At 44.6% G+C, this 13,096-nt stretch carries 12 protein-coding genes; 6 read left to right on the top strand and 6 right to left on the bottom strand.

Going from position 1 to position 13,096, the window contains the following annotated elements:
- The first annotated feature begins 226 nt into the window (after positions 1–226).
- Genes ACED41_RS00710 through rlmM form a run of 4 tightly spaced genes read left to right on the top strand, consistent with a single transcriptional unit; the run spans position 227 to position 3,227 of the window.
- A complete protein-coding gene (locus tag ACED41_RS00710; protein WP_012604639.1) occupies positions 227–1,135 on the top strand; it encodes a transcriptional regulator GcvA in 909 nt (302 codons plus the stop codon).
- Complete coding sequence (locus ACED41_RS00705) at positions 1,128–1,751, top strand: alpha/beta fold hydrolase (protein ID WP_017069501.1); 624 nt, start codon at positions 1,128–1,130, stop codon at positions 1,749–1,751. Before ACED41_RS00710 ends, ACED41_RS00705 begins: the two co-directional genes overlap by 8 nt.
- Positions 1,741–2,139, top strand: coding sequence for a DUF423 domain-containing protein (locus ACED41_RS00700; RefSeq protein WP_017069500.1), 399 nt, complete (start codon positions 1,741–1,743; stop codon positions 2,137–2,139). Before ACED41_RS00705 ends, ACED41_RS00700 begins: the two co-directional genes overlap by 11 nt.
- Entirely contained in the window at positions 2,136–3,227 is a 1,092-nt protein-coding gene (gene rlmM, locus ACED41_RS00695) for a 23S rRNA (cytidine(2498)-2'-O)-methyltransferase RlmM (protein WP_371724329.1), read from the top strand. The genes ACED41_RS00700 and rlmM overlap by 4 nt, the downstream gene beginning before the upstream one ends.
- A 79-nt stretch (positions 3,228–3,306) precedes the next feature.
- On the opposite strand, the gene xni is transcribed toward rlmM, so the two are convergent.
- The 5 genes from xni to queF form a co-directional block, all read right to left on the bottom strand.
- Positions 3,307–4,080 (bottom strand): flap endonuclease Xni, encoded by a 774-nt coding sequence (xni, locus tag ACED41_RS00690; RefSeq protein WP_017060772.1) that lies wholly within the window; start codon positions 4,078–4,080, stop codon positions 3,307–3,309.
- Positions 4,081–4,173: 93 nt separating this feature from the next.
- A complete protein-coding gene (ppnN, locus tag ACED41_RS00685) occupies positions 4,174–5,538 on the bottom strand; it encodes a nucleotide 5'-monophosphate nucleosidase PpnN (protein WP_017063343.1) in 1,365 nt (454 codons plus the stop codon).
- A 312-nt stretch (positions 5,539–5,850) separates the two neighbouring features.
- Entirely contained in the window at positions 5,851–7,416 is a 1,566-nt protein-coding gene (locus ACED41_RS00680; protein WP_371724328.1) for a diguanylate cyclase domain-containing protein, read from the bottom strand.
- A gap of 118 nt (positions 7,417–7,534) precedes the next feature.
- Complete coding sequence (locus ACED41_RS00675; RefSeq protein ID WP_010436402.1) at positions 7,535–9,793, bottom strand: lipopolysaccharide assembly protein LapB; 2,259 nt, start codon at positions 9,791–9,793, stop codon at positions 7,535–7,537.
- 58 nt (positions 9,794–9,851) lie between these two features.
- A complete protein-coding gene (gene queF / locus ACED41_RS00670) occupies positions 9,852–10,697 on the bottom strand; it encodes an NADPH-dependent 7-cyano-7-deazaguanine reductase QueF (protein WP_017060768.1) in 846 nt (281 codons plus the stop codon).
- A gap of 131 nt (positions 10,698–10,828) precedes the next feature.
- On the opposite strand from queF, the gene syd reads away from it, so the two are divergent.
- Both syd and ACED41_RS00660 read left to right on the top strand, forming a co-directional pair.
- Positions 10,829–11,374, top strand: coding sequence for a SecY-interacting protein (gene syd / locus ACED41_RS00665; protein WP_017063346.1), 546 nt, complete (start codon positions 10,829–10,831; stop codon positions 11,372–11,374).
- 4 nt (positions 11,375–11,378) lie between these two features.
- Positions 11,379–12,155, top strand: coding sequence for a Zn-ribbon-containing protein (locus ACED41_RS00660; RefSeq protein ID WP_371724326.1), 777 nt, complete (start codon positions 11,379–11,381; stop codon positions 12,153–12,155).
- A gap of 120 nt (positions 12,156–12,275) precedes the next feature.
- On the opposite strand, the gene ACED41_RS00655 is transcribed toward ACED41_RS00660, so the two are convergent.
- On the bottom strand, positions 12,276–13,085 hold the full coding sequence (locus ACED41_RS00655) for a MetQ/NlpA family lipoprotein (protein ID WP_371724325.1): 810 nt from the start codon (positions 13,083–13,085) through the stop codon (positions 12,276–12,278).
- Positions 13,086–13,096 lie beyond the last annotated feature (11 nt).

The following is a 13,096-nucleotide window of genomic DNA, read 5'->3' as shown; positions in this document are numbered from 1 at the left end:
TTTCAGTATAAACTGCAACAAAACATTTGGTAGAACTCTACCCAACTCGAAAAGAACGAGTTTGCAAACACAACATCGCAGGAGCTAAGCCAATTGATTCTAGAGAGAATCAAGCCGTTCAGGCTAGCTGCTGCGGGATGAAATATAGAATTTCTCTGGCTGCTAGGCAATGGACAAATTATAATGTTTCAGATAAAAAAAACTAATGCTTATTTAGAGAGTAACTATGTCTCGTCGATTACCCCCATTAAACTCGCTAAGAGTGTTTGAAGCTGCAGCTCGACACTTGAGTTTTACGCGTGCTGCAGAAGAGTTGTTTGTTACTCAAGCGGCAGTCAGTCATCAGATCAAAGCGCTTGAAGAATTCTTATCTTTGAAGCTGTTTCGCCGAAGAAACCGCTCTTTGCTGCTAACTGAAGAAGGTCAAAGCTACTTCTTAGATATCAAAGATATTTTCACATCACTAGCAGAAGCGACAGACAAAGTGCTGGAGCGAAGTGAGAAGGGCGCATTGACCATCAGTTTACCGCCGAGTTTTGCTATTCAATGGTTGGTACCAAGGCTCGCTGACTTTAATCAGCAAGAGCCTGATATTGATGTAAGAATCAAAGCCGTTGATATGGATGAAGGCTCGCTAACCGATGATGTAGACGTCGCTATCTATTATGGCCGAGGTAATTGGTCGGGGCTTAGAGCCGATAAGCTTTACCAAGAATACTTGATCCCTCTTTGCTCACCTTCCGTGCTGCTAGGAGTAAAACCATTAGAATCTCTCAGTGATTTAGCATGTCATACGCTATTGCATGATACTTCTCGAAAGGATTGGAAACAGTTCGCTAAGCAAAATGGCATCGATGGGGTAAACGTTAATCACGGCCCTATCTTTAGTCACTCAACCATGGTGTTGCAGGCAGCAGCTCATGGCCAGGGTATTGCACTGGGTAATAACGTGTTGGCGCAGCCTGAAATCGAAGCGGGTCGTTTGATTGCGCCTTTCGACGAAGTGTTGGTGAGTAAGAACGCCTTCTATGTGGTTTGTCATGAGAAGCAAGCCGATATGGGGCGTATCGCTACTTTCCGTGATTGGATGCTGGCGAAAGCGCAAAGCGAACAAGAGGACTTACTCGATGAATAACCTCATCATTGATGGTGAAGACAATCCTATCACCTTTATCTTTGCACATGGTGCTGGCGCAGGTATGGATCATGAGTTCATGCAGTCGGTAGCAAAAGGGTTGGCGTTTAAAGGGATACGAGTGATTCGTTTCAACTTCCCTTACATGATTAAACGTGCTGAAGATGGTAAGCGTCGTCCACCTGATCGAGCCCCTAAACTGCTCGAAGCTTACCAAGATATTATCGGACAGGTAGATGCCGATAAGCTTGTGATTGGCGGTAAGTCGATGGGAGGACGTATGGCGAGCCATTTGTCTGAAGTTGATAAGGTGGCTGCAATGGCCTGTTTAGGCTTTCCTTTCCATCCGCCAGGCAAACCAGAGAAATACAAAGGTGAGCACTTGGCTGAGTTAGCAAAGCCGTGTCTTATTCTGCAGGGTGAACGTGATACCTTTGGTAAGCGAGAAGAGTTTGCTGATTTCGACCTGTCGGATTCGATTCGTGTTGAGTTTATTCCTGATGGCGATCACAGCTTTAAGCCTCGTAAGAGCTCTGGCTACACCGAACAGCAGAACATAGCGTTAACCGTTGAGAAACTATCGGCGTTTATCAAAGAGGTGCTTAATGAGAAGTAAGTATTTACTCACTTTTGCAGGTATCTCTGGCGCAATAGCCGTAATGCTAGGTGCCTTCGCCGCTCACGGGTTAAAAGCTGTCTTGCCAGAGTATCTGCTAGGCGTGTTTGAGACAGGTGTTCAGTACCAGTTTATCCATACACTAGCAATATTGGCGTGTGGTGCTCTGCTACAGATGAAACTTGGTGCTAAATCACAAAAATATTTTTTCATTGCGGCAATTTGCTTTATCATCGGCATCCTTTGTTTTAGTGGCAGCCTTTATGGCTTAGCACTGACAGGAATAAAATGGTTTGGCCCTATAACACCGTTTGGTGGTCTACTATTTATCATTGGTTGGGGAGTCTTCTCCTTCGCTGCTTTGAATATAAAAGAGGTAACTCAGTGAAACACGTACTACTTTATTGTCGCTCTGGTTTTGAAAAAGAATGTGCTGGCGAAATTCAAGACAAGGCAACACAACTGGAAGTGTTTGGTTTTCCTCGCTTAAAGAACAATACAGGCTTTGTATTGTTTGAATGTTATCAAGCAGGCGAAGCCGATAAACTGGTAAAAGAGATCGACTTCCAATCGTTGATCTTTGCTCGTCAAATGATCGCGGTAGCGGTTGAAATCAAAGATCTGCCGACTGATGATCGTATTTCTCCAATTCTTGAGGCGCTTTCTGAGAAAGAAGGTTTCCCACGTTGTGGTGATATCCGTATCGAAACGCCAGATACTAACGAAGCAAAAGAGCTTTTGAAGTTCTGCCGTAAGTTTACTGTGCCGATGCGTCAAGCGATGCGTGGCAAAGGTCTGATGACAGCGAAAGATAATGCTAAGAAGCCTGTGCTTCATTTATGCTTCATCGCTCCGGGTCACTGCTTTGTGGGTTACTCTTACCCATCGAACAACTCACAGTTCTTTATGGGTATCCCTCGTCTGAAATTCCCATCAGATGCACCAAGCCGTTCTACATTGAAGCTAGAAGAAGCATTCCACGTATTCATCCCTCGTGATGAGTGGGACGAGCGTCTGGCTCCAGGTATGTGGGGTGTTGACTTAGGTGCGTGTCCAGGTGGTTGGACTTACCAATTGGTTAAGCGTTCGATGTTCGTTCACTGTGTTGATAACGGCATGATGGCAGACAGCCTAATGGAAACGGGTCAAATTAAGCACCACATGGTAGATGGCTTTAAGTTTGAACCAGATCGTAAGAACGTAACTTGGATTATCTGTGACATGGTTGAGAAACCAGCTCGTGTTGCACACCTTATGGGTGAGTGGATCATCAAAGGTTGGGCGAAAGAAGCACTGTTCAACCTTAAACTGCCAATGAAAGGCCGTTACGATGAAGTACTGCAAGATATCGAGAACCTAAAAGTGTTCCTTATTGAGAACAAAGTGAAGTTTAAGATGCAGGCTAAGCACCTTTATCATGATCGCGAAGAGATCACGGTTCACATTCAGGCGCTTTCAAACATCTCACCGCACTAATATTTACGTTAGCGTGTCAGTGAAAAAAATGCTCCTTTAAGGAGCATTTTTTATATCAATATCGTCGAGTCACAGCGAGTTAAACTTTCGCTTCGTAACGAATGTCTTGCAGGTTGAATCCAAGGTCAATATCGGTTTTGAGTGCAGAGACTTGCTTACACACACGTGCTGATTCAATGTGTTCATCAAACTTCTTACGATATTTCTTCGGTAAGTCTTCCGCCTGAAAGGCCGCTTCGATATCCGGGTAAGTGGTTAAGATTTCTTTTGCAGCTTTTGGTCCTATACCTGGAATCCCCGGTACTTGGCTAGAGCTCACACCGGTTAAGCCCCAGTAATCTGCAAGCTGCTCAGGTTTAACGCCAAACTCAGCTTCGATAAAGGGTTTGTCTAGCCAGCGGTGCTGGAAGTAATCTCGGATCTGAAGCGTTGGTGACAACAGTTGGCAGTAGCCCTTATCCGTCGAGACGATGGTGACTGTTTCTCCGTGGTCAGCCACTTTCTTTGCCAGTGTTGCGACGAGATCATCCGCTTCATCGCCATCAGACAGCAGTGAATCAATGCCTAACTCCCACCAAGCTTGTTGAATAGCATCAAGGCCTTTCATCAATGGTTCTGGCATCGGTTTACGATTCTGCTTATAAGCAGGAAGCACATCTGCGCGCCAGCCACGGTCTTGTAAATGGTGATCAAATACCGCGATGATGTGGGTGGGCTTTGATTCATTCAGAATCTTATTGAGAGTGCGAATTGTGGTGGTAATGGTTCTTGCTATATCGGTTGGATCCGGCTGAACAGAGTGCACGCGTCGGATGAGGTTTAAGGCATCGATAATAACAAGATGGATAGACATAAGTTTCCACTAAATAGGCAATAAAAAAGGGGCTGCTAGCCCCTTATAGTAACGTATCACTTGGTGAGTTGAAACGTTGGTAACGTAAACGCCTTAATCACGTGAGGCGATTTTATAGCAAGGCACGTAGTCGGTCCCTCCCGGTAACTTCATTCGATGTTGCTCAACAAAGTCATTCAGCAGTTGGTCCATCTTGGTCATTAGCTCTTTGTCGCCATCAATGAGGAATGGCCCATGCTTCTCAATCTCCAGAATACCTTCGGCTTTGACGTTACCTGCCACAATACCTGAGAACGCTTTACGTAAATTCGCAGCAAGGCTCTCTGTTTTCTGATCCATGTGCAGATCGAGTGCCGCCATAGATTCGTGAGTAGGGTCGAATGGCAGTTGGAACTCAGGCTCAATATGCAGTGACCAGTTGTAGCTGTAAGCATCGCCTGTTTCTTTACGGTGAGAGCGTACATCTGGCATTGCTTGCTTCATAATTTTCGCAGCACGTGCTGGATCATCAATGACAATTTCATAGTGCTTTTGCGCTTCTTCACCCAATGTTTCACCAATGAACTTATCAATTGAACGGAAGTAAGCCTCGCTCTCTTTAGAGCCAGTTAGAACGATAGGCATCGGTTGGTCTGCGTTGTTTGGGTGCATCATGATACCTAGGATGTACAGCAGTTCTTCGGCGGTTCCTGGGCCTCCAGGGAAGATTATGATGCCATGTGCCATACGAACAAACGCTTCAAGACGTTTCTCGATATCGGGCATGATCACCAGTTCGTTCACTATCGGGTTTGGCGGCTCAGCCGCAATGATTGATGGTTCAGTTAACCCTAAATAACGATGTTCAGTATAGCGCTGCTTAGCGTGACCAATAGCCGCACCTTTCATTGGCCCTTCCATCGCACCTGGTCCACAACCCGTACAGATGTTGAGTTCACGTAGGCCAAGTTCATTACCGACTTCGCGAGTATATTGGTATTCAGTGGCATTAATTGAGTGACCACCCCAGCACACGATCAGGTTCGGCTCAATGCCGGGTGTGAGTGCTCCTGCGTTTCTCAAAATACCAAACACAAGATTGGTGATGTGAGTTGCGTTGGTGAGGTTAAGCCTTTGGTTATCGGCCAAGTGCATGTTGACGTAAACAATGTCACGCAGCACTGAGAATAGATGTTCTTGAATACCCTTGATGATTTCACCGTCGACAAAGGCATGCTCTGGTGGGTTGCTTAGTTCGAGCTTGATACCACGCTCACGACGCACCACTTCAACATCAAATGACTGATACTTGTCGAGCAATTCTTTGGAGTTGTCGGTGTGGCTACCCGAGTTCAGTACCGCTAACGTACAGTTACGATACAGTTGGTACAGATCACTAGATGCGGTTTTTTTAAGACGCTCAACTTCAAGTTGAGAGAGTAAATCCATGCTACCGGCAGGGCTGATATGAGTGATCATAGTGCCTCCTTGTTGAGAAGAGCAGAGGCGACTTTTGAAGTGACCCTCTGGCTCGAGAGTGAGAAGCAAACGTTGAAAGTGTTTGGTTAAAGGTGAGAAGAGTTAACCAGACGAAACGGTTACGACAGCGTTGCTTTATGGATTGTATGGAATTGCTTAAGGGCTAATATCGAGTTGCTTAAGATCTTATAAACAGCATGACTTGTCAAGAATGCTTGTTAAGCGAATGTTAATAATAAGCTTAGCAAACATTGAGGGAATTGGTATGTGATAAGTATTTGAAAAAAAGAAATAAATTAAATCAGGCCTAGTTTAATTCCAAACCAATTGGTTAGTACCACGTTGTTTGGCTTTGTTTAGCGTTTTATTGAGTCGCTCTAGTACTTCTTCAGGTGTATCTGACTCTTTGAATTGAGTACTTGCTGCACACAAAGTAATCGTGATTTGTTGGTCACGGAACTTAAAAGGTAAACGGCTGACTTGAGTCTGGATGTTTTGAATTACCTGGTGGCAATATTCATCCGTTTGCTCTGGTAATAACAAGATAAATTCCTCACCAGAAAAACGAGCCACACTATCGGTAGCGCCGGTCTCTTTGGTGATGGTTCTTGCGATAATTTTGAGTGCTTTGTCACCCGCTGTATAACCAAAACTATCATTGATGGCTTTGAAATTGTCGATGTCGAGCAGTACAACACGCAGTGAGTGTTGCGCGCGAATCCAACGGCGGTATTCAAGTTCTAAGCGATCGGTAAAGGCGGTACGATTGTAGACCTTGGTGAGCGGGTCAAGCAACATACGCTGAGCCTGATCTTCTAAACGCTTTCGATAGTCTTGAGTCACTTCATAGAGCGAGTCTAACTGAGTTTTCCCGTAATTCATTCTCTCTATCAGAGCTTGTTCTTTTTGCTCTGCGTGGTTCAGCCTTTCCGAAAGAGAGGCGATTTCAGTGAGTAGCGGATTAATCGTTCGCTTTAAACTATCAATTTCCTTCGCTTTCTCTACAGAGTTCTGGCTCTTAATGACAAGTTCACTTAACTCAGAGTTAAGGCCTTGGCGGTGCTCAAAGTAACTTTGGCTCTGATCGGCATTTTGGTCTGCCGTTTTGATACTGGAGGCCAGCGAGGAGTTTAGCTGATCGATAAATTGTTCAGACTTCTTACGCTCTAGGTTGGTGCCTTCAATTACCAGTTTGAGGATCTGAAGTGTCAGCTCAAGCAGATTTTGTGTGGAAACACCCAGTAGCAGTTTCGCTCGAATATCGGTAAGCAAGTCACCCGATTCACCCTCGAAATCGAGTTCAGTGATCAGATGTTGTAATTCGTTTGATAGGTCGGAAAGGAGTTCCTGTTCTGGAGAATGCGTAACGTCGGCAAAATGAGTGCGTGAGTTATTCGCCATAATCTTAATGGCACGCTCGTAAATACCGAGGAGTTTCATGGCGTGGTCGACTTTCTGACTGCCATTGCATTCGGAGAAGCTAAGTAAGTTTCGTAGATCACGTTTCAACGGTGCTGGTAGGCCAGTTATGCGTTGTAGCGTTTCTCCACTGTGCTTAATGCTATCATCCAGATATCCGTTCTGTTTATCCATAGCCAACGTCTTCTGCTTGAGCATTCTTTCTATGACTGCCAATTTAGGGATCATCGAGCTGATGTCTTTTTGCTTTTCTAGCTCTTCCCTAAGGGCAATGAGGTTTTCATCTAAATAACTGTTACTACCAACGCACGCATCACTTAAAGATGTGACGATGCGCTTAAGAACTTTTTGCTCTCTAATAAATTTGAACGAGGTGTCTCTTTGCGTCAAGCGAACTTGCTCCAACTGAAATTTCAGTTGGTGGAGTTGCGCCTGAATGTCTTTTTCAAGAATGCCCATAGATGTATTAATTAGCGCCGCGTAGATCGATCACGATCATTTAGATGAAATTCCGTTGCATCGATAATAACAAAACTAAAAATAAGGTCACGACTTGCAAGTCTTAACCGCTCGCAATTCAGTCATCTTTTAGCATTTTTTTGATGTTGTCCTCATTCTGGTACGACGATTGTATTTTTATTAACCCTTGATTAATGGCATGTTTACAAGCTTCTCGTATGTTACCAGTTGCAAGGCTTGCCGCTGGTGCGTTATCGATAGCTTTGAGGTATACCCATTGGCTAGTGCGTTCTTTCAAGCTGATTTCACGCGCTAGGTTGGTCGACATCAACAATACATCTAATAGCTCTTGGTCATTAATCGCGGTGTAAGCTCGTGGTAAAAACGGGTAGTCAGCGATGCCCATTCGAATCGTTCGGTTGATATTACGTTCTGGCTCGAAGTCATTTACCCACGATTGAATCTTTAGGAACATCGCTTCTGGTGATGAATCACGATCTGAATTTGGCTCTATATAAAGCAAGTTCGCATCTGAGAAATGATAGACGCGAGCTGGGCCTTCCAGTTTTGATTTTAAGAAATCACCGAAAGCATCTTCGAGCTCTAAGCCCGCTTTATAACCATTTTGCGTATACATGTTGCGCAGGAAAGGTAAGTCAATCATAACGAAGCGTAAGCGGTCGTTTAATGGTTCATAAATCAACTCCCCAAGCTGCCATTGCTCGAAGGTTTGGCTGGTTTGCTCTAACGAATTTGAGAGCTTAGCATTGAGCATTCTTAGGTTCGGAAGCTTTGAACGTGAGTGCGTAAAAAGATCAGTACGCAGCGAATCCACTTCTTTAGCTAAGGTTTGGATGAGGTAGCCTCTGCGTAGTACAAAGAAGAATAGGACGATGCTGAACAGAAATAGGGCGAAGGATATCTTTTGGAATTTACGATGCTCTAACTTATACCTTTCTAATTCTTGCGCTTGACCAGCGTAGTGCAAAGTTTGTTCAGCAAACTCTTTCTGCTGACGGAATGCATCCTCACCTACACGATTGAGTTTTTGCTGCTCTAAAGAAACTAAACTGTTGTACTGCTTGAGATTCGCTAATGCTTGTTGAGGACGACCTGCTTGTTCATAGCCTAAGGACAGTAAGTAATACGAACGCTGTGACAGGTGCATATTTTCTATCTGACGTGAAATCTCAAGTGCACGTGTCGCATGCTTGATTACGTCATCGCTCTCTTGTAGATGATAAGCTAACCCTGCCGACAGCAGCGCAGCGCGGCCTTCCAGTTTTGGAATATCTGTGTACTCCAACAGCTCAAGAGCGCGTGTTAGGTATTGTTCTGCAAGAGGGTAGTTATAAAGGCGTAAGTAGGTAGCTGATAAACTCAGACGAATATCAATGACTTGTTGGATATCTCGGTCGGTGCTTTCATGGTCCAAAACGTTGAAGAAATGCACTAACGCAAGGTTATATTTTCCTTGAAAGAAGTATACATCACCCATTTTTTTAAGCACTTGTGCCAAAACAGGTGAGTTTTCAAAGTTATCATAGAAATCAGCAGCTTGAGATAAGTGCTCGAGAGCTTTATCTAACACTTGGCGTTCAAAGAAAAGCTGAGCAAGCAGGCGGTTTACTTTTGCTAAGCGTGAGCTCAGATTACCTTCTACGGATTTCCAGTAGCCATACAACAACTCAGATAGTGCGTGGTTGTACTCTTTATGGGTTAGATAAAATTCACCGACCGCGATGTGGTAGTCGATAGTCACTTTTTCTGAGTAACGCTGATCGAGGTAGGTTTTCGCTTCTTGGTAGAACTTCTCGGCTTCATCGACCTTATTGTCATAAGAGGCAATATCAGCTTTCAGCATGATCAAACGATAGGTAATACCTTCTGTTAAACGCAAGGTTTTATTCACCGATTCTAGGTTTGCTTCGATACTCGCCAGCTCTGTTTTTGCTTTGGCTGATTTCCTGTCACTCAGCCAAAGTAAGCGTACTTTTAGGATCTCAAGATCCAGTTTTAGGTACTCAAGCTTATAGGTTTTCGCAAGCTCAAATGCTTTGTCGATATGTTGAATCGCAATATGAATATTACCAAGGTTGTATTCTGCTTTCGCTAATATCTTGTAGGCATCAATACTGCTGTTTGGGGTTCTGATCGAAGAGTCTGTCTCTTCGCGAGAAATAGCCGATGGGCTTTTCTCGCTTTGGTCTGAAAGGATACGTAGCGTTAGGTAGCTGTTCGCCATTTGTTTTGCTTGGCTCGGCTCTATCTCAACCAAGTTATTGGCTTCATTAAGCAGCGCCGAAGAATAAACCGACGCATTAACCGATGTGCTTAAGCTTAAAATAAATAGGCTAAAAACGTATAACCAACGCATTTCAATATCCCTTTAAAGATTGGGTAGGTTCAAATAAGTGTGGGTGGTTCTCGCCTGATTATTGGCGAGCCATACGCTTATTGTGGCTTGGTCTATCTTGCTCTGTTGAACGGTATGGGTTGATATCCAGACCACCACGACGTGTGTAACGTGCGAACACAGTTAGCTTCGAAGGTGCACAGTATTTCATGATGTCAGTGAAGATACGCTCAACACATTGTTCGTGGAATTCATTGTGCTCACGGAAAGAAACTAAATAGCGTAGCAGAGCTTCACGGTCAATTTGCTTACCAGAATATGCGATCTCAACGCTGCCCCAATCCGGTTGATTGGTGATCAAACAGTTCGACTTCAATAGGTGGCTGTGCAGTGTTTCTTCAACGTCTTGTTCGCCAGCAGCGCCTTCAAGCAGCGACGCTTCAAAGTCGTAGCTAGTGATTTGGATGTCTTGGTTGTCGATACAGTCACCTTCCATCGTCACGATAGGTTGGTTAGTGTAGTCGGTTACTGAGTTTACATTCACAATCACCGTTTCGCCTGCACATGCCGACAAATCTTGGGTCAGGCGCTCGGTTACTTGATCCCAGTTTTCAAATTGAGTCTGGTTGTAGCTGTTCAGGTACAGCTTGAAAGATTTTGATTCAATTAAATTTGGGCTGGTTGCTGGGATGAAAACTTCACCGACAGCCACTTGTGGTAGACCATTGGTGTTTAGCCACGAAAGCTCGTACATCGTCCAAATATCATGACCAACAAAAGGCAGCTCGCCGTTTAGCGCAAGATCATCGCGATTAAGGCTACGAGGCACTGGTTGCAATAAACTTGCATCGTATTGGTTAGAGTACTCAGTTTTTTGGCCAAGGGTTAAACCCGCTAGCTCTTTTGCGTCAGAATATTTGCTCATACTTTCGTTTCAAATTCGATTAGAATGGGGTCGATTTTACTGAATCCCCCTTACCCTGTCATTAAGTCATCGCTTAATCGGCGCGGAAAGGGCTCGGATTCTATTTATTATTTTGTGTTTAGGAGATTTTCATGACTCAACGTGCTCAAGACGCACTACTTTCTTTTAGTCAGCGATACGTTGACGCGTGGAAGCAGAAACACCAAAGCTTACCTCGTAATGAGGAGTTGGTGGACATCGTATCGCCATGCGTAGAAGAAAAGAGTGGCGATGCCGTGTTGTGGAAGCACTATCCACGTGAGCAATTCGCGGATTTCACCAACGTTGAAACCGGTATTGAGTTGACTCTGCATGAAGACATCAAAACTTTCTACGGCGCACAATTCAGCGCAGATATGAACGCAACTTTCGATGGTAACGAATTGACTCTGTTACAGATTTGGAGTGATGAAGACTTCGAATGCCTACAAGAAAACATTTTGGGTCACCTAGTAACTCAGCGTCGCTTGAAGCTAAAACCAACGGTTTTCATTGCCGCGACCGATGCTGAGCTGGATGTTATCTCTATCTGTAACTTAACGGGTAACGTGATTTTGGAGCGCTTAGGTACCAAAAATCGTGATGTGCTCGCCGAGACATTGGCAGAATTTTTAGAAAAGCTACAACCAGCGGTATAAATAGATGTACGTACTAGAACTTCAATTTGAGTGTTTTGATAACACAACGGTAAGCGCTGTCGACAAGGCGGTTAATGGCTTAATGGATGCACTTCGTTATAACGGACAAGTGTTAGGTCGTGAGTTCCCAATCGTGATGGGCGATGGTGAATTCTATGTTCGCGTTGTGTGCCCGGAGCAAGATAGCTTGCACCCGCGTAATCACTCAGACTTTGTGAAAGTGTGTTTTGATCGCTTGTCTAACGCGAGCCTACTAGCGCCTAAAATGCGTTTGCTCGGTCGAGATCTGAACTCAGAAGAAGTGGCAGAAGATGAAACACCAAGCTGGCAGGTGTTATACACGACATTCGTGCACACCTGTTCACCGCTGCGTAGTGGCGATAGCTTGCTACCAATCCCTTTGTATCGCAATCCACCTACCTTCAATGGCGACCATAAAGCCGTGTTGAAATGGCAGACCGAATGGCAAGCCTGTGATGAAGTACAAATGGGTGGTGGTTGTCGCGCGGAACATGCAACGCTAACCGAGATCAGTGAAACGAAGAGTGTGCTGTTTAAACGCGGTTGGGGTCTAAGAGGGCGCATTGAGTATCTGACTAAGGTTCCAACCTACTACTACTTATACCGTGTCGGTGGGATCAGCCTGAAAGATGAAAAAGAGCGCAAATGCCCGCAATGTGGTGGTGAATGGCTGCTAGATGCGCCTATCCACGATATTTTCTATTTCAAGTGTGATGACTGCCGATTGGTGTCAAACATCTCTTGGGATCACCTGAAGTAATCGACTTTGTTTCGCTTAAATCTGAGATGCTTTACTTTCTAGCAAATCTTTATCATTAAAAAAGGGGCTGACGTTATGTCAGCCCCTTCGGGTATCTATACAGTGCTGTCGTTTAGTTGATTACCAACCTTTAACGACGCCACCTTGGAAGATGTCAGAAGCTGCGTTGTACACTTCTTCAGTTTGGTAAGCTTTAACGAAGTTTTGTACGTTTTCAGCGTTTAGGTTGTCTTCACGAGAAACGATTAGGTTTACGTAAGGAGAATCTTTGTCTTCAACGAATACGCCATCTTTTTGTGGAGTCAGGTTGATAGAGCTCGCGTAAGTTGTGTTGATGATAGATAGAGCAACATCATCAAGAGAACGTGGCAGTTGAGCTGCGTCTAGTTCAACAATCGTTAGGTTCTTAGGGTTACCCACGATGTCGCGAATTGTAGCTAGAAGACCTGCGCCTTCACGAAGTTCAAGAAGACCTTGTTGCTCAAGAAGAAGTAGAGAGCGACCTAGGTTTGTAGGGTCGTTTGGTACAGCAATACGAGCACCGTCTTGGATTTCGTCTACCGATTTCACTTCTTTAGAGTAACCCGCAATTGGGTAAACAAACGTGTTACCAGCGATAGTTAGCTTGTAGCCACGGTCAGCCACTTGCTGATCTAGGTACGGTGCGTGTTGGAATGCGTTGATGTCGATAGAACCATCATCTAGAGCTGCGTTTGGTGTTACGTAATCCGTGAAAGTAACCAGTTCAACGTCTAGGCCGTATTTCTCTTTCGCTACTTTAGCTGCCACTTCAGCAACTTGCGCTTCTGCACCTGCCATTACGCCAACTTTTACTTTAGAAGTATCCACTTCTTTATCGCCACAACCTGCTAGAACTAGCGCTGAAGCTGCTGCTGCGATAGTTAGTAAACCTTTAAGGTTAAATTTCATAATAATCTCCT

Origin of the sequence: Vibrio sp. 1F255 (genome assembly GCF_041439145.1) — a bacterium.
GTDB classification, from domain to species: Bacteria; Pseudomonadota; Gammaproteobacteria; order Enterobacterales; family Vibrionaceae; genus Vibrio; species Vibrio crassostreae_C.
This window is presented reverse-complemented; position numbering and strand designations above follow the sequence as displayed.

Excerpts from the sequence above, each read along its gene's own strand:
- ACED41_RS00710 (WP_012604639.1), top strand. The coding sequence starts at position 227 with ATGTCTCGTCGATTACCCCCATTAAACTCGCTAAGAGTGTTTGAAGCT.
- ACED41_RS00705 (WP_017069501.1), top strand. The coding sequence starts at position 1,128 with ATGAATAACCTCATCATTGATGGTGAAGACAATCCTATCACCTTTATC.
- ACED41_RS00700 (WP_017069500.1), top strand. The coding sequence starts at position 1,741 with ATGAGAAGTAAGTATTTACTCACTTTTGCAGGTATCTCTGGCGCAATA.
- xni (WP_017060772.1), bottom strand. The coding sequence starts at position 4,080 with ATGTCTATCCATCTTGTTATTATCGATGCCTTAAACCTCATCCGACGC.
- ppnN (WP_017063343.1), bottom strand. The coding sequence starts at position 5,538 with ATGATCACTCATATCAGCCCTGCCGGTAGCATGGATTTACTCTCTCAA.
- ACED41_RS00680 (WP_371724328.1), bottom strand. The coding sequence starts at position 7,416 with ATGGGCATTCTTGAAAAAGACATTCAGGCGCAACTCCACCAACTGAAA.
- ACED41_RS00675 (WP_010436402.1), bottom strand. The coding sequence starts at position 9,793 with ATGCGTTGGTTATACGTTTTTAGCCTATTTATTTTAAGCTTAAGCACA.
- queF (WP_017060768.1), bottom strand. The coding sequence starts at position 10,697 with ATGAGCAAATATTCTGACGCAAAAGAGCTAGCGGGTTTAACCCTTGGC.
- syd (WP_017063346.1), top strand. The coding sequence starts at position 10,829 with ATGACTCAACGTGCTCAAGACGCACTACTTTCTTTTAGTCAGCGATAC.
- ACED41_RS00660 (WP_371724326.1), top strand. The coding sequence starts at position 11,379 with ATGTACGTACTAGAACTTCAATTTGAGTGTTTTGATAACACAACGGTA.
- ACED41_RS00655 (WP_371724325.1), bottom strand. The coding sequence starts at position 13,085 with ATGAAATTTAACCTTAAAGGTTTACTAACTATCGCAGCAGCAGCTTCA.